Below are 17,793 nucleotides of genomic sequence, written 5' to 3' on the forward strand. Positions count from 1 at the left end.
ATTATTTTCTTACCTTTGTGCCTCAAAAAGAGAACACAAGGTATGGAAAAACAGTTTAAGAGAACACTGATTACTACGGCGTTGCCGTATGCGAACGGGCCGGTGCACATCGGTCACCTGGCCGGAGTGTATGTGCCTGCAGATATTTATGCACGCTATCTTCGCCTGAAAGGAGAAGAGGTTCTGATGATTGGTGGATCGGATGAACACGGAGTGCCTATCACGTTGAGAGCGAAGAAAGAAGGCATCACTCCGCAGGATGTGGTTGACCGCTATCATGGCATTATCAAGAAGTCTTTCGAGGATTTCGGTATCACCTTCGATATCTATTCCCGCACGACTTCGGCCACACATCGCCAGGTTGCGTCGGATTTCTTCCGTACCTTATATGACAAAGGCGAATTCATCGAGAAAACGAGCGAACAGTATTATGACGAAGAGGCAAAACAATTTCTTGCCGACCGCTATATCACCGGAACTTGCCCTCACTGCGGAAACGAAAAGGCCTACGGCGACCAGTGCGAAGCCTGCGGCACATCCCTGAGCCCGACAGACCTTATCAATCCGAAATCCGCGATCAGTGGAAGCCAGCCGGTGATGAAGGAAACCAAACACTGGTATCTGCCTCTCGATAAATGGGAACCGTTCCTGCGCCAGTGGATTCTGGAAGGACACAAGGAATGGAAACCGAACGTCTACGGCCAGTGCAAGAGCTGGTTGGATATGGGCTTGCAGCCCCGCGCCGTAAGCCGCGACCTGGATTGGGGAATCCCCGTTCCGGTGGAAGGTGCTGAAGGCAAAGTGCTGTATGTCTGGTTCGATGCGCCTATCGGATATATCTCCAACACGAAAGAGTTGCTGCCCGAAAGCTGGGAAACCTGGTGGAAAGATCCGGAAACCAAGATGGTCCATTTCATCGGAAAGGATAACATCGTGTTCCACTGCATCGTCTTCCCGGCGATGTTGAAGGCGGAAGGCAGTTTCAACCTGCCGGAAAACGTGCCGGCCAACGAGTTCCTGAACCTCGAAGGCGATAAGATCTCCACTTCCCGCAACTGGGCTGTCTGGTTGAATGAATATCTGGTCGATATGCCGGGCAAGCAGGATGTCCTGCGCTATGTCCTGACCGCCAATGCTCCGGAAACGAAGGATAACGATTTCACCTGGAAAGACTTCCAGGCGCGTAATAACAACGAGTTGGTTGCTATCTTAGGTAACTTCGTCAACCGCGCACTGGTGCTGACCGAGAAGTATTTCGAAGGAAAAGTGCCCGCAGTCGGCGAACTGACCGACTATGACCGCCAGACGCTGACGGACTTCGCCAACGTGAAAGCCGACGTGGAGCGCCTGCTGGATACATACCATTTCCGCGACGCCCAGAAGGAAGCCATGAACCTGGCCCGCATCGGTAACAAATACCTGGCCGACACCGAACCCTGGAAGTTGGCTAAGACCGACATGGGACGTGTGGCAACCATCATGAACATCGCCCTGCAGATCACGGCTAACTTGGCGATCGCCTTCGAACCGTTCCTGCCCTTCAGCATGGAGAAACTGAACAAGATGCTGAACGTCGCGCCGTTAGGCTGGAACCGTCTCGGCTCGACCGACCTTCTGGAAGCCGGCCATCAGTTAGGCAAATCCGAACTGCTGTTTGAAAAGATCGAAGACAGCGTGATCGAAGCGCAGGTGCAGAAGCTGCTCGACACCAAGAAAGCAAACGAAGAAGCCAACTACAAGGCAAAGCCGGTTCGCGAGAACATCGCTTTCGACGACTTTACGAAGTTAGACATCCGTGTCGGGACAATTCTGGAATGCACAAAGGTGCCTAAAGCGGACAAACTGCTTCAGTTCCGCATCGACGACGGTTTGGAAAAACGTACGATCGTCTCCGGTATCGCCCAGCACTACGCTCCCGAAGATCTCGTCGGCAAGCAGGTCTGCTTCATCGCCAACTTAGCGCCGCGCAAACTGAAAGGTATCGTCTCCGAAGGAATGATACTGTCCGCCGAAGATTTCAACGGAAGTCTCTCCGTAATCATGCCGGAGAAAGCTGTGAAACCCGGCAGCGAAGTGAAATAAACACCTTCGGGAAGAAAATGTTTGAAGAACAGATACAAATGGTCGATTTGCACGGACAATATCTCCGCTTCAAGGAGGAGATAGACGCAGCCATGCAACATGTGATCGACAATTGTGCCTTTATTAACGGCCCGCAGGTGAAAACCTTTTCAGCGCATTTGGGTGAATATCTCCGGATTCCTTACGTGATTCCATGTGGAAACGGTACGGATGCGTTGCAGATAGCCCTGATGGCGCTGGAACTCGAGCCGGGCGATGAGGTGATTCTGCCGGCGTTCACCTATATCGCTGCTGCCGAAGTGGTCGCGTTGTTAGGACTGACGCCAGTGCTTGTCGATGTCGATCCGCGCACATTCAATATCGATCCGCAGAAGATAGAAGCGGCCGTTTCTGAGCGGACAAGAGCGATTATCGCCGTCCACCTCTTCGGACAATCCTGTGAAATGGAGAAGATTATGGCCTTGGCCGACGCTTATCATTTGTATGTGATAGAAGATAATGCCCAGTCTATCGGGGCGGAATATACTTTCCCGGACGGACGGGTGCAGAAGGCCGGGACAATCGGCCATATCGGGATTACTTCCTTTTTCCCCTCCAAGCCATTGGCGTGCTATGGCGACGGCGGTGCGTTGATGACCCAGGACGAGGCGTTGGCTACGCGTATCCGCATGATTGCCAATCATGGACAGGAATGTAAATATCATCATAAACGGATTGGCTGCAACTCCCGCTTAGACACGTTGCAGGCTGCTATTCTGGATGTCAAGTTGAAGCATATCACAGCCTTTACCGAAGCCCGCCGGAAGGTTGCCGCCCACTATGACGAGACGCTTGCCGCTTGCGAGCAGTTTGTTCTGCCGGTGCGTTCCCCGTTTTCCACCCATGTCTATCATCAATATACGATTCAGGTGAAAGACGCTAACCGGGATGCACTGCAAGGTCTGTTGAAGGAGCGGGGAATCCCTTCGATGGTTTATTATCCTCTGCCTGTGCATCACCAGGAAGCATACGGCTCTATTTCCCGCATCTCCGGCAGTTTGGACGTCGCTACTCGTTTGTGTGAATCCGTCCTTTCCCTGCCCATTCATACCGAGATGCCGATCGAACAACAGCAATACATAACAGAAACCCTCGTAGAGGCGAGTTCCAAACTTGCCCTCAAATAAAATATGATTATGGATAAAAAGATAAAATTCGCAGTAGTCGGTTGTGGCCATATCGGTAAACGCCATGCCGAGATGGTGACCCGCGATCCGGATGCCGAACTGGTAGCCCTTTGTGACATCCGTCCCCGTGAAGAACTGGGTGTCGAAGCCTACGACGTTCCTTTCTTCTCCTCTCTGGCGGAGTTGTTGCAGAGCGGTCTTGCGATCGATGTCGTGAATATCTGCACCCCGAACGGCCTGCACGCTGCGATGGCTATCGAAGCTATTCAGGCTGGTTGCCATGTTGTGATCGAGAAGCCTATGGCACTGACGCTTGCCGACGCCGAGAAGGTCGTTTATGCCTCGTTGAAATACCGCAAACAGGTCTTCTGCGTCATGCAGAACCGATATTCTCCTCCTTCCGTCTGGATCAAGGAAATGGTGGAATCCGGCAAGTTAGGCAAGATCTATATGGTTCAGCTGAACTGCTACTGGAACCGCGACGAACGCTATTATAAGCCGGGCGGCTGGCACGGAGATGCCAAGCTGGACGGAGGGACGCTCTTCACCCAATTCTCCCATTTCATCGATATCATGTATTGGCTTTTCGGGGATATCTGCAACATTCAGGCCCGTTTTGCCGACTTCAACCATGCCGGGCTGACCGCTTTTGAGGATTCCGGCTTCGTGAACTTCAATTTCGTAAACGGCGGGATGGGAAGCCTGAGCTATTCCACTTCCGTCTGGAACAAGAACATGGAAAGCAGCATGCTGATCGTAGCGGAGAACGGCAGCGTGAAAATAGGCGGGCAGTATATGAATGAAGTGGAATACTGCCATGTCAAAGACTACGAAATGCCAGTGTTGGCGCCGACCAATCCGGGAAATGACTACGGCCCTTACAAAGGTTCCGCCCAGAATCACAACTTTGTGATCCGCAACGTGGTACGCGTCCTTTCCGGCGCCGACGCCGAATGCATCACGACCAACGTGCTGGAAGGCATGAAAGTGGTGGACATCATCCAGCGCATTTATGCGTTGAAGAAATAGGCAGGAATGGTAAATTCGTCATCCTATTGACGAATTTAATATAAAAATCGTCAGTTGAGAGATCGTTTTTACTATCTTTGCTGTAAACTAAGTGGATATGGAGACAGTCAAACGAATCCTACAGGATAAAATATCAGAGCGGATAGAGCCGGGTAAGGCAATTCTGCTCTTTGGAGCAAGGCGAGTTGGTAAAACTGTCCTTATGCGCGAATTAATCAAGACGTTTAAAGGGAAAACGATGTTGCTCAACGGTGAAGACTATGATACAATCTCTTTGCTGAGTGAACGCAGCATATCCAACTATAAACATTTACTCGAAGGAATTGACTTGCTTGCTATTGATGAAGCTCAAAACATTCCGGACATTGGTGCTAAGTTGAAACTGATTGTAGACGAGATTGAGGGAATAAGAGTGATTGCAAGTGGTTCATCTTCATTCGACCTGCTTAACAAAGCCGGCGAACCGTTAGTCGGGCGTTCAACCCAGTTCCATTTGAACCCATTTTCGCAAAAAGAGATATCTCAAATCGAGAATGCTCTGGAGACGAAGCGTAATTTAGAATCCCGGTTGATATATGGCTCCTATCCTGAAGTGGTAATGCTGGAGAGTTTTGAGCGTAAAACGGATTATCTCCGGGATATTGTTGGAGCTTATTTGTTGAAGGATATTTTGGCAATCGACGGTTTAAAGAACTCCGGTAAGATGAGGGAACTTCTACGACTGATTGCTTTTCAAATGGGAAGTGAAGTTTCGTATGAGGAACTTGGGCGGCAATTAGGCATGAGTAAGAATACAGTAGAGAAATACCTTGACTTACTTTCAAAGGTATTTGTTGTCTACCGTTTGGGAGCATATTCACGGAATTTGAGAAAAGAAGTTGTAAAAGCCGGAAAGTGGTATTTCTATGATAATGGAATTCGCAATGCTATTATTGGTAATTTTAACCCGTTGGCTGTGCGCCAGGATATTGGTGCCTTATGGGAGAATTATTTGATTAGCGAGCGTATTAAGAAGTGTAATAACCAAATGCAGATAAAGGAGTTTTATTTCTGGCGTACGTATGATAATCAGGAAATAGACTTGATTGAAGAGTCCCCGGACGGGATTTCTGCATTTGAATTTAAATGGGGCGATAAGAAGCCTTTAGCGCCGTCTGCTTTTTCGGCCGCATATCCGGAGGCCTCTTTCGACGTAATAAATAAGGATAACTATTTGGACTTTGTTTTATAGGTGAGTTTTAACCGTCAGATATGTATCCCGTATTGATGTTTCACCTCGGCCATTACGAATGTGCTTTCGAGGGAGCCGAGGCTGTCGATTGTTCCTAATACGTTCAGGATAAATTCCTGGTAGTATTTCATATTAGGTGCGTGTATTTTGAGCAGGTAATCATAGCGGCCCGATATATTGTAGCATTCCGTTACTTCCGGAATGTCTTGTACGATTCTTGTAAACTCGGCGGCAATTTCCTTGTTCAACCTTCTGAGCTTTACGCTGCAAAACACCACAAAACCCTGGTTCAGCTTTTCTGCATCCAGCACGGCAATGTACTTCTTTATATATCCTCCGTTTTCAAGACGTTTCAGGCGTTCGAAGACGGGGGTCGATGAAAGGCTGACGCTTGCCGCCAGCTCTTTTGTCGTCAGTCGGGCGTTGCTTTGCAGGGTTCGCAGGATCTGCAGGTCCACTTTGTCTAATTTCTCCGGTGTGTTCATAAGAATAAAATTCTATTGAGAGCTACTTTCGGCACGCTGTGCCTTACGCTTGTTCTGTTTGATGCGGTAAAAATAGTATTATTTTCTGTATTTAGTGCAAATCTTGTTTGAAGTATCTATAGTCTATAGTTTTGCTGGAAAATAAACAAGAAGAATAATTTAAAAGAATAAGACTATGGCAACAAAGAAATTGCATTTTGAGACCTTACAACTCCATGTCGGACAAGAGCAGCCGGATCCCGCAACAGATGCGCGTGCAGTCCCTATTTATCAGACAACTTCCTATGTGTTCCACGATTCGCAGCATGCGGCAGATCGTTTCGGTCTTCGCGACGCGGGTAATATCTATGGTCGCCTGACTAACTCGACACAGGGCGTTTTTGAGGCACGTGTAGCGGCTCTTGAAGGAGGTGTCGCCGGCTTAGCTGTCGCTTCCGGTGCGGCTGCCGTTACCTATGCGTTGCAAAATATACTGCGTGCAGGCGACCATATCGTTGCTGCCGATAATCTTTACGGCGGCTCTTTCAACCTGATCACGCATACGTTAGTCGGTCAGGGCATAAGCAATACGATTGTCAACGTAAATGACCTTGCCGCTTTGGAGGCCGCTATCCGGGAGAATACGAAGGCTGTTTATGTGGAAACATTCGGCAACCCGAACTCCGATGTGACCAATATCGATGCTGTGGCGGAAGTGGCTCATCGTCATCATATCCCGTTGATTGTCGATAACACTTTCGGCACGCCGTATCTGATCCGTCCGATCGAGCACGGTGCCGACATTGTGGTCCACTCTGCGACCAAGTTTATCGGAGGTCACGGCACGAGTTTGGGAGGCGTGATTGTTGATAGCGGTAATTTCGACTGGAAAGCGAACGCTGACAAGTTCCCGACACTGGCCCAGCCGGACCCGAGTTATCACGGCGCCGTTTTTGCGGATGTGGCCGGTCCGGCAGCTTTTGTGACCCGCATCCGTGCCGTCATCCTGCGTGACATGGGGGCGACTATTTCTCCATTCAACGCTTTTATCCTGCTGCAAGGTTTGGAAACATTGTCGCTTCGTGTGGAACGGCATGTGGCAAATGCCTTAAAGGTTGTGGATTACCTGTCCCGTCACCCCAAAGTGTCAAAAGTGAACCATCCGTCCCTTCCGTCCCATCCCGACCATGAGCTGTACAAGAAATATTTCCCTAAAGGCGCCGGCAGCATCTTTACCTTTGAGATTAAAGGCGGACAGGAAGCTGCCTGGAAGTTTATCGATTCATTAGAAATCTTCTCTCTTCTTGCCAATGTCGCCGATGTGAAGAGCCTCGTCATTCACCCTTATACGACCACCCATTCGCAGATGACCCCGGAAGAACTGGCCGGACAACGCATCACGCCTTCCACTGTGCGCCTGAGTATCGGAACCGAATATATCGACGACATCATTGACGATTTGGAGCAGGCGTTTGCCCAAATCTGATAAAAGATATAATAATTTGCTACATTTGCAAATGTCCGACTCAGATTAACCTCTATGGATGGATATGTAGTGCAATATATAAAATATTAGAGCAATGAAGAATGTAGAACAAATTACAAAAGGCAAAGGCTATACCGCCATTGATATGGGTGCGCTGGATCGTGTCGGAGAGTATTCTCTTATTCATCCGAAGTTGAAAACCGAGATATTCGGGAAGCTGTTCCTGAAAGATCTTACGGGAGCTACCGGAACGGAGATCTCATTCAATACTCTGCCACCCCATGCAGAAGTTCCCTACTTTCATCGCCATGCTGATAACGAAGAGACTTATATCATCCTTAAAGGCAATGGCGACTTCCAGATAGACGATGATTGCTTTCCCATTTGTGAAGGCTCGGTTATCCGTGTTGCACCTGCACCTTCGAGGGGCATGAGGAATTCGTCTGATGAACCGATGATCTATATGGTCATCCAATCCAAAGAAAACTCTTTGGGTAATTACTCCACTGAAGACGGTACGAGAACCGAATGGAACCCGAAGTGGTAATCATAGAAGCATAAAGAAGATTAATGCTTAAACAGGTATGTTGAAAAAGATTTTAAAGATCATACTATGGATAGTAGGTGTTGTGGCCGGATTGGTTGTGCTGCTGTTATTATCTATATGGATATCCAGTGGGAATACGCCGGAAGGCGGGACTAAAATAGCTAAGAAAGGCTGGGCGGAAATCGGAGGAATTAAGCAGGGATATTTTATTCGTGGTGAAGATGAGCGGAATCCGGTCATCCTGTTTCTGCACGGTGGTCCGGGAAGCCCGGAGCTATCGATGATTAAAGATACCGAACTGGAGAAGTACTTCACCATCTGTTATTGGGATCAACGTGGAGCAGGAATGACATTCGATTCCGATACGGATCCGGCGACGATGAACACGGCACAACTTGTGGAAGATACCCAGCAGATAACCGACTCACTCCGCAGTTGGTATGGTGTCGATAAGGTTTACCTGATGGGCCATTCCTGGGGTTCTTTTCTCGGCATCAAAACCATTGGGAAGTATCCTGAACTGTACCATGCGTATATTGGAATCGGTCAGGTATGCCATCAACTGGAATCGGAGCGGTTGGCATACGATTATCTTGTTGCCCAAGCGCGCGAAGCGGGGGATACAGGGACTGTGGAAGCCTTTGCTGCATACGATAAAAACAGCAACGATTTCCCCTCCAATGAATATTTACTGAAAGTCCGCACCATTGCCATGAATAAGTATGGCGTGGGTATTAAGCACAAAGATATATCGATGTTGGATATCGCCAAAGATCTTCTTTACTATCAAGGCTATACATTGGGTGAGAAGCTAAACTATTTGAGGGGAACAATGTTTTCACTCAATATGTTTCATGAGGTAATAGATGATAACCTTTTCGAGACATCCACCCGATTTGAAATTCCGATCTATATCATCCAGGGCAAGTATGACTATCAGGTTTCCTATGACTTGGCTAAGGAGTATCTGGATTCAATCGATGCTCCGAAGAAAGCATTTTTCACCTTTGACGAGTCTGCTCATTCGCCTAACCTGGAAGAACCGGAACGGTTTGTGGAAGTTGTCAGGTCAATCGCTAAGCAGTAATGTTATGCCAGCAAACGCTATCGTCAAGAAATCTGCCCTGTGGAATCCGTGGCACGGCTGTCACAAGTTGAGTGAGGGCTGCATGCATTGCTATGTCTATCGGGGAGATGCAAGAAGAGAGGTGGACAGTACTGTGGTGACACAAACCAAGAGCTTTGATGTACCCATCCGCCGGAAGCGTAACGGGGAATACAAAATCCCGTCCGGGACATTGGTCTATACCTGTTTCACTTCCGATTTCTTTGTCAGCGACGCCGATGAATGGCGTTCCGATGCCTGGGAGATGATACGGCAGCGCAGTGACTTGAACTTCATGATGATTACCAAACGGATCGATCGCCTTGCCCAATGTCTGCCGGATGATTGGGGAGAGGGATACGACAATGTGACCATCTGCTGCACAGTCGAGAATCAGTCCCGTGCCAATTATCGTTTGCCGATTTACCGCACTTCTCCCATCAAGCATAAGATCATCATCTGTGAGCCGTTGCTGGAACGGATCGATCTCACCCCTTTCCTCATAGGCGAATGGGTGGAACAGGTTGTCGTCGGAGGTGAATCAGGCTATGATGTCCGTCCCTGCGATTTCGACTGGGTGATGGAACTTCATGATGTTTGCGCAAAAAACGGCATCTCGTTCTGGTTTAAGCAGACCGGGGCAAAGTTTATCAAAGATGGCAAACTCTATCACGTCAAACGCCAATTCCAGCACTCGCAGGCACGGAAGGCGGGGATTAATCTCCTATAACCCATTTGCTGCCCGGTATATACGAGATAATCTTTGTTGTTACGAAACAGCAAATGAAAGTACTTACAGCAATACAGGGTATGGCGGCAACAGTAGGCAATCCCAATGTCTGCTTGAATACTGTTACCCATAGTCCGAGCCAGAATATATGCATAAGGTATATGCCATAGCTGAGTTTTGACAATTCCGTTATGAGTCGTGGGGCTTTCGGCCGGCTTATGCATGTAAACATAAGGAATGTGCCCGTTGTGAGAATCACACAGTTAATTGTGCAGAAGGCCCATCCTATCTCTATAACAGGAGTGGTAAGTGTTTCTCCGGGTATAGCCTGGATATAGAACGAATAGATGGTTGAAACCGCTCCGATAAGCATTAAAACGGTTCCTATAGCGAGGCGTTTTGTGCGATCCCATGTCAGATGAACACGTATGTAGTGCGCCAATACGAGGTATCCTAAATAACCGGAGAAATACCACAACATATGGTATTCGTTCCAAAAACATTGTCCCCATACTTCACCGGACCATCGGTTGAGATACGGCATGCATGTCGATAAGAGGAACAGCCCTATGAAGAAACGTTCTTCTTTTGCTGTGGCTTTGCTCAGCCATGGAGAGATTATAGGGATGAAGAGATACAGACTGATCAAAGGATACATAAACCACAGATGTCCGGCCAGCGAAGGAAAGTTCAGTAATATTCGCGACAGGTCGGTTAAGGATGTATCCCTGTCTATCTGTCCCCATAGCAGAGGTAGCGTGCTATACAGTATCATGAATATGAAAAACGGCGGCAGGATGCGGGTGAAACGCCGGCGGTAGAATTGCCACATACTCTGTTCTTCCTTCATCGGTACAAGAAGAAAAGCAGAAACAATCATGAACAGAGGAACTGCCATACGCGAGAAACCGTCGTACACGGAAACCCAGAGCCGGTCGGCCTCGTTGGCCAAATAGGATTGCGGTCCCGCCATGTCTGTAGATCCGGCTGCACCATAAAAGTTCTCACTGGCATGGACGACAATGACGAGGAAGCATGCGAACACGCGCACATAGTCTAAAAAAACGATACGTTTCATTTTTGTAACTGTCTTATAAGGTAACAAATAAAAAAAAGGCTTGGAGATAAGTCTCTAAGCCTTTAAGTTTGAGTGAACCGCCTGGGGTTCGAACCCAGGACCCCATCCTTAAAAGGGATGTGCTCTACCTGCTGAGCTAGCGATTCATCCTGTGCGTTACTTCTGTAATGCGGGTGCAAAGGTAGGGCTTTTTTTTATATATGCAACACTTCAGGTGAGTTTTTTACTCATCGGGTGTCGTTTTTCTCTTTTGAGCCTTTGATATCTCGTTCTTTTCCGTGAGTGAATGATCATCTTCCATCAGTATAAAACGTTTATAATAAGAGAGAAAGAGCGTCGTTAGGGGCAGTGCTATGATCAGGCCTATAAATCCGAGCAAAGTACCCCATATGGATAGAGACAGAAGAATGATGGCGGGATTCAATCCCATGGCCTTTCCCATGATACGGGGGGTGAGGAACAGATCCTGTATGCATTGTACGATACCCAGGACAAGAATACCCGAACCGAAGATTATCCAGAAGTTATCGCCTGTTTCGGCAGACTTGAGGAGGCTGAGCAATATCATCGGGATAATACCGATGGCCTGCATATAAGGAATCAGATTCAGGACACCGATGAACAATCCCAAGATGACTGCCAGCGGGAAACCGACAATCCTGAATCCGATAGCGAGCAGAACCCCGACACTGAGCGCAATCAGTGACTGGCCGCGGAAATAACGGTTCATACTGTATTCGACATCGTCAGCCAAGCCTTGCACGAAAGGCCGGTAGCGTTCCGGGATCAGATGAATCCAGCCGCTTGCTATCCGTTCGTAGTCCAGCAAGATAAAGATGAAATAGAGGAAAATTACAAAGACAATTGTGATGCTGAAAAGTATGGAAAAAGTATTGGTCAACACCACCCACATTTTCGGTGCGATCTGTTTGACGGCTTTCTCAATATTCTCCTTACTCAGCAATTGGGCCAACTGGTCGGGGTCGATGTTTTTCTCGATATATTCGGTCCAAGCCTGCGGGATCATCGGAATACGTCCGTAGTTCCGGTTATGTTCCTGCATCAGTTCGACAGTCCTGTTGACCTCCTGTGTGACGGAAGGAACGACCAATACAGTGACTAACGATAAAATAAGAAGTGTGGAGATGAGTACGGCCAGAATAGATAATAACCGGCTTTTCAGCTTTACTTTATATTGGAAAAAACGGACAAATGGTTGCATCATATAGGCCAGCAGCCAGGCTATCAGGAAAGGCAACAAAGCATTACGCAGGACAGCAATCAGATAGATGATACCACTGATCACGGCGAGGCCGAAAAGGATACGCGCCACCCTGTCGAATGTAAACGGTTTATCGAATAGTGGGTTCATATATAATTATTATCTTTGGGCAAAGATAAAATAAAGTCTAATAGAAAGGATGATACGAAACAAAATATTACCGATTTGCCTGTTCTTTTGTTTTCAGCTGTTGGCAGAAGCGCAAGTACCCGCGCCTGTTAAACAATTGCTGCAGGCCCCTTATATGCAGGGTGCTTCTTTTTCACTGATTGTAAAAGACGTGAAGGAAGGCAAAACAGTTTATAGTTATGATACCGACCGCCTGCTTTCTCCGGCATCGGTTTTGAAGACTGTTACTACAGCTACGGCGCTCGAGATATTGGGGGAAGACTATCGCTATCCGACTTCGCTGGAATATGACGGAGCGTTGCGAGATGGTGTTTTGCGCGGCAATCTGTATGTAAAGGGGAGCGGTGACCCCTCTTTGGGCTCTTCACATTTCGCTCCGGAGCAAAACAAGTTCCTGGCTACCTGGATCGCTGCTTTGCAGAAAGCGGGTATCAAACAGATTACGGGTTCCGTTATTTCGGATGAAAGCATTTTCGATACGGAAGGCATCTCTATCAAATGGCTTCGGGAAGATATGGGAAACTATTATGCCGCCGGTAGCTATGGCATCTCCGTTTTCGATAACCTGTATAAGCTGTCTTTGCAGACCGGTCCTGCCGGGACGCAGCCTTCCGTAAAGGGTACGGACCCGGATATTCCCTCTATCTGTTTTAAGAATTACCTGAAAGCCCTTTCCGTCTCTTCGGACAGTGCCTATATCATAGGCTCGCCGTTTGATAATGTGCGTTATTTATATGGAGTCCTCCCTGCCAACCGTGAGCAATATGTGTTGAAAGGGGATATCCCTGATCCGGCCTTGTTTATGGCAGAATACCTGACTGCCCGGCTGCGCCAGAAAGGAATCCGGGTGGACGGAGCTCCTTCCTGCTATCGTATGGAAATGGAACAGAACCGATGGAAGAAACAAGAACGCACCCGTGTAGTCACCACTTATTCGCCTACTTTGGGGGAGATCGCAAGCGTATGTAACCATGTCAGCCATAATCTGTTTGCGGACGCCTTACTCAAAACGGTCGGTTTGCAGTATAAGCCTCGCCGGAATGAAGTGATTTCTTCTTTTGGCCGTGGCGTACAGGTGGTAAAGGAGTATTGGGAGAAGAAAGGATTGGATGTTTTCCCGTTGAAGATGCATGACGGTTGCGGTGCTGCCCCTGCGGATAAGGTCTCTGCCGCGTTTATCGGGGAACTGTTGGTCTATATGGCTACGCAGTCTGACGTATCCGATGCTTTCATCGCTTCTCTTCCGCAAGCCGGGGTGGAAGGTTCCGTCCGTAATCTGTTAAAAGGGACGAAGCTGCAAGGAAATACCCGCCTGAAGAGTGGAGGCATGACCGGCGTCCGGAGTTATGCCGGCTATATCACCAAAGATGGAAAGACGTATGCCGTCGCCGTCTTCTCGAATAACTACTCATGCAGTATGGGGCAGATGACCAAAGGCCTGGAGAAACTCCTGTTGCAGCTCTTCTGATTACGGAAGCAGTGACCGCTGGGCGAGGAAATCCATGAACTTCTGTTTGTAGTTGTCGGAGATCGGGATGTATTCTTTGCCGAACACAATCCGGTTCCGTTCGATCACCCTGATTTTTTCCGGCTGGACGATGAAGGAACGGTGTACGCGGATGAAACGGTCTGTCGGAAGCATTTCTTCCAGCGACTTCATGCTCATCAGGGAGAGAACAGGATGCGCTTCATCCTCGATGTAAATCTTGACATAATCCTTCAACCCCTCGATATAGAGTATCTTGCGCAGTTCGATCTGCACTAATTTGTATTCCGTCTTGATAAAGATCGATTCGAAGCCCGTTGTCGTAGGGGCGGTTCGCGCCAACTCATACCATTGCAACGCCTTGTTGGCCGCCTTGAGGAAATCCGGGTAACTGATCGGCTTCAACAGATAATCGAGCGCATTCACCTTATAGCTGTCGAGTGCATATTGCCCGAAAGCCGTCGTAAAGATGATACGGGTATTGGCCTCCAAGATGCGCGAGAACTCCATACCGCTCAATTCCGGCATCTGGATATCCAGGAAAAGCAGATCGACAGGTTCCTTGCTGAGTATGGGAAGTGCGTTGACGGCGCTATTATATTTCCCCGCCAACTCCAGGAAAGGCGTCTTGTTCACATAGCTTTCCAAAAGGCTGATCGCCAGTGGTTCGTCGTCAATGATGGCACAGGTCAGTTTCATATGCGGTTATCTGTTAGATGATGCAAGCAAAAGTAAGCAAAATCCTGTAACCCCGTCACATCCGGCCCATGAATTATGTCATATCATTGATCGATGAGGGGAGACGCCTGCAGTTCCAGTAAGCTGTGGTAGTTGTCGCCCTCTGCCTTGCACGAGAAAATATGGCGGTTGGGATACAGCAACTCCAGCCGGCGGCGGAGGTTCTGTAAGCCGATGCCGGAACCGCTCTTGTCCTGGTCGGTATCTTTCGGGAAATAGCTGTTGCGGATGGAACAGATGATCCGCTCGTTCTCCTGATGGATGTCCAGATCGATGAAAGAGGGTTTGTTATTGCTCACCCCATGCTTGAACGCATTCTCGATCAGCGAGATGAAAAGGAGCGGAGCTACGGGTGTTGACGGATTGACGGATGAGATGGCAGTGGTCAACCGGGCATGTTCCGGCAGGCGGATACGCATCAACTCCACATAATTACGGATAAAATCGAGCTCTTTCTCTAACGGCACGACAGGCTGGCTGCTCTCATAGAGGACGTAACGCAAGAGGCGGCTCAGGTCGTGCACCGCTTCCTGTGCCCGTTCGGGGCTGAAAGCGATCAGGCTATAGATATTATTCAGCGTGTTGAATAGGAAATGCGGGTTCAGCTGGCTCTTCAGGTTCTGTAGTTCGGCTTCGGCACGGCTCTTCTCCAATTCCCGCCGGGCGGTTTCGGTCTGATACCAGCTCCCTGTCATTTTGATCGCGACGCTTAGTCCTGCTACAAGCAGGTATAGCATGGCATTCACGATGAAGAAACCGATGACCTCCTGTATCTCTTTCTCCGGTCTGGGGTGCGTCCATTCCGGATGCGGAAGCAATTCGAACATCAGATGGACACCGCCCATTGCAGCGGCTATTAATACGATATTGCTGAGGAAGAATTTCCATGTATGCTTGGTGAACAGAAAATGATCGATCAACAGGACATAGTTGGCATAGAACACCAGCATGAACGACAGCGGAACGATGACGGAACGGACGTAGCTGATAACAGTCACCGTTTGCGACTCCCGGCCTGTAAAGAAGAAGGGTAGCCCGAAGAGGATACCCCAGGCTACGATATGTATCAATTTTCCCATCCCTTTAAAAGGGGGAGCCGGCAGTGTATTATGCATTGTCTCCGTAGTTTTCATTTGTGCAAAGATACGTTTTATTTGCATTCTATTCATATCGGATCGCCTCTATCGGGTCGAGTTGTGCAGCCTTCTTAGCCGGGTACCAGCCGAAGAATACGCCGGTGACGGTACATACGGCAAACGACAGGACCACGCTCCAGGGCTGGATGTAGATTGGAAAGTGGGCGACCCCGTTCACAATGAGCGCTGCGCCCACTCCAAAGACTACACCTATCAGACCACCTGTCACACTGATCAGGATAGACTCGATCAGAAACTGTGCCAGGATGTCAATGCCTTTTGCCCCGATACTCATGCGGAGGCCTATTTCACGTGTACGTTCGGTGACGCTGACGTACATGATGTTCATAATTCCAATACCACCTACGAGAAGAGAAATACCCGCCACAGCCGCCAACAGCACCGTCATCATATCCGTAGTACTTGTCAACATCGTGCTCAACTCCTGCTGGCTACGGATCGTAAAATCATCATCATCTGTATCCTTCAACTTATGGTTGCGGCGGAGTATCTCTGTTATCTCGTCGATGGCCTGGTCGGTATATTCCTCTTTGAGGGCCGAACAGGTAATGCCTTGCAAATGGGTAATGGCCAGGACCTTTTTCTGAATAGTTGTGTATGGAGCTAAGATTAGGTCGTCCTGGTCCATTCCCATGCTGTTGTATCCTTTGCTTTCCAGCACGCCTACGATGCGGAAAGGCAGACTCTTGAATCGTATCACTTTGCCGACCGGATTGCCCCCTTCGGGGAAGAGGTTGTCGACAACGGTTTTCCCTACTACACATACCTTGGCGGCGGTTTGCACGTCCTGGTCACTGAACATCTCGCCGTCCTGCACCTTGTAACGGCGGATCTCGAGATAATCGGAACTGATGCCGTAGACGGTGGTCGGCGCGTTGTTGGCTCCGTAGATAGCCTGCCCGCTACTGCTGACAGAAGGGGAGACGGCGGAGACATAGCGGGTTTCGTCGGCTATGTCTTCATAATCCTGTAACTTCAGCGTTTCCATGGCCGAGGCATCCTGGCGGACACCGCCACGCACGTCGGCTCCGGGATGTATCATGATCATGTTGGAACCCATTTCGCTGATCTGTGCCTGTATGCTTCGCTTCGAACCTTGTCCGATGGCGAGCATCGTGATCACGGATGCAACGCCGATAATGATACCCAGCATCGTAAGGAAGCCGCGCAGCTTGTTATTGGCGAGTGCCCGGAGGGCTATTTTTATTAGGTTTGTTCCGTTCATTGTGAATAATGTGCTAATGTGTTAATATGCCAATGTGCCAATGTGCTACAGCCGTATTGCCTTTTGTGATTTCATATTGGCATATTGGCACATTTGCACATTGAATAATTATTAATCATCGTTCTTTGGTAGTTTTGCCAAAGCTTCAGCTGCGTCTTGGATATTCGTATTGACCGTGTCGGAGGTGACATGCCCGTCGCGCAGTGTGATGTTGCGGCTGCTGTATTGGGCGATCTCCGGGTTGTGGGTCACGAATATGATGGTGCGTCCTTCGGCATGAAGTTTCTGGAAGAGTACGAGGATCTCGAACGAGGTCCGGGTATCGAGGTTTCCGGTCGCTTCGTCCGCCAGGATCACGGCAGGGTCGTTGACCAGTGCACGGGCGATGGCGACGCGTTGCATCTGTCCGCCGGACATCTGGTTGCTCTTGTGCATCAGGCGATCGCCCAGGCCTACGGCTATCAGCGATTCGATTGCCTTTTCACGGCGGGCGGCTGCGCTGTAGTTGGGGTTGTACATCAGGGGCAGTTCTACATTCTCGATCGCTGTCGTTTTCGGCAACAGGTTGTAGCTCTGAAAGACGAATCCGATCTTGCGGTTGCGCAGGGTCGCACGGGAGTTTTTCCCCATCGTACGGACCGACACGCCGTCGAGGTAGTATTCTCCGCTGGTCGGTGTGTCGAGGCAACCTAACGTGTTCAGCAAGGTACTCTTACCGGAGCCGGATGTCCCCATGATGGTGACAAACTCGCCTTCGTAGATCGTGAAGGAGACGCCACGCAGGGCATGGACGGTCTCGTCGCCGACCTTGAAGTCACGTTTGATGTTTTCTAATTTGATTATCTCTTTCATCATGAT

At 49.0% G+C, this 17,793-nt stretch carries 16 protein-coding genes and 1 tRNA gene; 9 read left to right on the plus strand and 8 right to left on the minus strand.

The features are described 5' to 3' along the window. The first annotated feature begins 42 nt into the window (after positions 1-42). The 4 genes from metG (at position 43) to DWU89_RS03665 (ending at position 5,508) form a co-directional block, all read left to right on the plus strand. Positions 43-2,082 carry a methionine--tRNA ligase gene (gene metG, locus DWU89_RS03650; RefSeq protein WP_115498318.1) on the plus strand — a complete coding sequence of 680 codons (2,040 nt, stop codon included), beginning with the start codon at positions 43-45 and terminating at the stop codon, positions 2,080-2,082. A gap of 17 nt (positions 2,083-2,099) precedes the next feature. Further along, complete coding sequence (locus tag DWU89_RS03655; protein ID WP_115498319.1) at positions 2,100-3,248, plus strand: DegT/DnrJ/EryC1/StrS family aminotransferase; 1,149 nt, start codon at positions 2,100-2,102, stop codon at positions 3,246-3,248. A 9-nt stretch (positions 3,249-3,257) separates the two neighbouring features. After that, a complete protein-coding gene (locus tag DWU89_RS03660; RefSeq protein ID WP_115498320.1) occupies positions 3,258-4,277 on the plus strand; it encodes a Gfo/Idh/MocA family protein in 1,020 nt (339 codons plus the stop codon). A 97-nt stretch (positions 4,278-4,374) separates the two neighbouring features. Continuing rightward, positions 4,375-5,508, plus strand: coding sequence for an ATP-binding protein (locus DWU89_RS03665; RefSeq protein WP_115498321.1), 1,134 nt, complete (start codon positions 4,375-4,377; stop codon positions 5,506-5,508). A gap of 14 nt (positions 5,509-5,522) precedes the next feature. On the opposite strand, the gene DWU89_RS03670 is transcribed toward DWU89_RS03665, so the two are convergent. Beyond that, on the minus strand, positions 5,523-5,993 hold the full coding sequence (locus DWU89_RS03670) for an Lrp/AsnC family transcriptional regulator (RefSeq protein WP_115498322.1): 471 nt from the start codon (positions 5,991-5,993) through the stop codon (positions 5,523-5,525). 175 nt (positions 5,994-6,168) lie between these two features. On the opposite strand from DWU89_RS03670, the gene DWU89_RS03675 reads away from it, so the two are divergent. The 4 genes from DWU89_RS03675 to DWU89_RS03690 all read left to right on the plus strand — a co-directional run bounded on the left by DWU89_RS03675 (position 6,169) and on the right by DWU89_RS03690 (position 9,840). Then, positions 6,169-7,458 carry an O-acetylhomoserine aminocarboxypropyltransferase/cysteine synthase family protein gene (locus tag DWU89_RS03675; protein ID WP_115498323.1) on the plus strand — a complete coding sequence of 430 codons (1,290 nt, stop codon included), beginning with the start codon at positions 6,169-6,171 and terminating at the stop codon, positions 7,456-7,458. A 94-nt stretch (positions 7,459-7,552) separates the two neighbouring features. Beyond that, a complete protein-coding gene (locus DWU89_RS03680; RefSeq protein WP_115498324.1) occupies positions 7,553-8,005 on the plus strand; it encodes a cupin domain-containing protein in 453 nt (150 codons plus the stop codon). Between the two features lie 37 nt (positions 8,006-8,042). Continuing rightward, a complete protein-coding gene (locus DWU89_RS03685) occupies positions 8,043-9,092 on the plus strand; it encodes an alpha/beta fold hydrolase (protein WP_115498325.1) in 1,050 nt (349 codons plus the stop codon). 4 nt (positions 9,093-9,096) lie between these two features. Then, the gene (locus DWU89_RS03690; protein WP_115498326.1) at positions 9,097-9,840 is read left to right on the plus strand and encodes a DUF5131 family protein; all 744 of its coding nucleotides are present in this window, start codon (positions 9,097-9,099) and stop codon (positions 9,838-9,840) included. On the opposite strand, the gene DWU89_RS03695 is transcribed toward DWU89_RS03690, so the two are convergent. From DWU89_RS03695 to DWU89_RS03705, 3 genes are all read right to left on the minus strand, one after another. Then, positions 9,827-10,918, minus strand: coding sequence for an acyltransferase (locus tag DWU89_RS03695; protein ID WP_115498327.1), 1,092 nt, complete (start codon positions 10,916-10,918; stop codon positions 9,827-9,829). The two genes, DWU89_RS03690 and DWU89_RS03695, sit on opposite strands and share 14 nt — an antisense overlap. A gap of 73 nt (positions 10,919-10,991) precedes the next feature. Next, positions 10,992-11,064: transfer RNA gene (locus DWU89_RS03700), tRNA-Lys, on the minus strand. Between the two features lie 77 nt (positions 11,065-11,141). After that, positions 11,142-12,290 carry an AI-2E family transporter gene (locus DWU89_RS03705; RefSeq protein ID WP_115498328.1) on the minus strand — a complete coding sequence of 383 codons (1,149 nt, stop codon included), beginning with the start codon at positions 12,288-12,290 and terminating at the stop codon, positions 11,142-11,144. A 49-nt stretch (positions 12,291-12,339) separates the two neighbouring features. Between DWU89_RS03705 and dacB the strand changes: the two genes are divergently transcribed. After that, positions 12,340-13,797 (plus strand): D-alanyl-D-alanine carboxypeptidase/D-alanyl-D-alanine endopeptidase, encoded by a 1,458-nt coding sequence (gene dacB, locus DWU89_RS03710; protein ID WP_115498329.1) that lies wholly within the window; start codon positions 12,340-12,342, stop codon positions 13,795-13,797. Here dacB and DWU89_RS03715 read toward each other — a convergent pair whose 3' ends face one another. The 4 genes from DWU89_RS03715 to DWU89_RS03730 all read right to left on the minus strand — a co-directional run bounded on the left by DWU89_RS03715 (position 13,798) and on the right by DWU89_RS03730 (position 17,787). Next, on the minus strand, positions 13,798-14,514 hold the full coding sequence (locus DWU89_RS03715; RefSeq protein WP_115498330.1) for a LytR/AlgR family response regulator transcription factor: 717 nt from the start codon (positions 14,512-14,514) through the stop codon (positions 13,798-13,800). 83 nt (positions 14,515-14,597) lie between these two features. Then, on the minus strand, positions 14,598-15,668 hold the full coding sequence (locus tag DWU89_RS03720) for a sensor histidine kinase (RefSeq protein ID WP_115498378.1): 1,071 nt from the start codon (positions 15,666-15,668) through the stop codon (positions 14,598-14,600). Between the two features lie 46 nt (positions 15,669-15,714). Beyond that, complete coding sequence (locus DWU89_RS03725) at positions 15,715-16,935, minus strand: ABC transporter permease (protein ID WP_115498331.1); 1,221 nt, start codon at positions 16,933-16,935, stop codon at positions 15,715-15,717. A 111-nt stretch (positions 16,936-17,046) separates the two neighbouring features. Next, positions 17,047-17,787, minus strand: a complete 741-nt coding sequence (locus DWU89_RS03730) for an ABC transporter ATP-binding protein (RefSeq protein WP_115498379.1) — start codon at positions 17,785-17,787, stop codon at positions 17,047-17,049. Between the last annotated feature and the right edge of the window lie 6 nt (positions 17,788-17,793).

It is taken from the genome of Parabacteroides acidifaciens, assembly GCF_003363715.1.
Lineage (GTDB): Bacteria > Bacteroidota > Bacteroidia > Bacteroidales > Tannerellaceae > Parabacteroides > Parabacteroides acidifaciens.

What these genes read in the sequence shown, in the direction of transcription:
- metG (WP_115498318.1), top strand. Translation starts at nt 43, where the DNA reads ATGGAAAAACAGTTTAAGAGAACACTGATTACTACGGCGTTGCCGTAT.
- DWU89_RS03655 (WP_115498319.1), top strand. Translation starts at nt 2,100, where the DNA reads ATGTTTGAAGAACAGATACAAATGGTCGATTTGCACGGACAATATCTC.
- DWU89_RS03660 (WP_115498320.1), top strand. Translation starts at nt 3,258, where the DNA reads ATGGATAAAAAGATAAAATTCGCAGTAGTCGGTTGTGGCCATATCGGT.
- DWU89_RS03665 (WP_115498321.1), top strand. Translation starts at nt 4,375, where the DNA reads ATGGAGACAGTCAAACGAATCCTACAGGATAAAATATCAGAGCGGATA.
- DWU89_RS03670 (WP_115498322.1), bottom strand. Translation starts at nt 5,993, where the DNA reads ATGAACACACCGGAGAAATTAGACAAAGTGGACCTGCAGATCCTGCGA.
- DWU89_RS03675 (WP_115498323.1), top strand. Translation starts at nt 6,169, where the DNA reads ATGGCAACAAAGAAATTGCATTTTGAGACCTTACAACTCCATGTCGGA.
- DWU89_RS03680 (WP_115498324.1), top strand. Translation starts at nt 7,553, where the DNA reads ATGAAGAATGTAGAACAAATTACAAAAGGCAAAGGCTATACCGCCATT.
- DWU89_RS03685 (WP_115498325.1), top strand. Translation starts at nt 8,043, where the DNA reads ATGTTGAAAAAGATTTTAAAGATCATACTATGGATAGTAGGTGTTGTG.
- DWU89_RS03690 (WP_115498326.1), top strand. Translation starts at nt 9,097, where the DNA reads ATGCCAGCAAACGCTATCGTCAAGAAATCTGCCCTGTGGAATCCGTGG.
- DWU89_RS03695 (WP_115498327.1), bottom strand. Translation starts at nt 10,918, where the DNA reads ATGAAACGTATCGTTTTTTTAGACTATGTGCGCGTGTTCGCATGCTTC.
- DWU89_RS03705 (WP_115498328.1), bottom strand. Translation starts at nt 12,290, where the DNA reads ATGAACCCACTATTCGATAAACCGTTTACATTCGACAGGGTGGCGCGT.
- dacB (WP_115498329.1), top strand. Translation starts at nt 12,340, where the DNA reads ATGATACGAAACAAAATATTACCGATTTGCCTGTTCTTTTGTTTTCAG.
- DWU89_RS03715 (WP_115498330.1), bottom strand. Translation starts at nt 14,514, where the DNA reads ATGAAACTGACCTGTGCCATCATTGACGACGAACCACTGGCGATCAGC.
- DWU89_RS03720 (WP_115498378.1), bottom strand. Translation starts at nt 15,668, where the DNA reads ATGCATAATACACTGCCGGCTCCCCCTTTTAAAGGGATGGGAAAATTG.
- DWU89_RS03725 (WP_115498331.1), bottom strand. Translation starts at nt 16,935, where the DNA reads ATGAACGGAACAAACCTAATAAAAATAGCCCTCCGGGCACTCGCCAAT.
- DWU89_RS03730 (WP_115498379.1), bottom strand. Translation starts at nt 17,787, where the DNA reads ATGAAAGAGATAATCAAATTAGAAAACATCAAACGTGACTTCAAGGTC.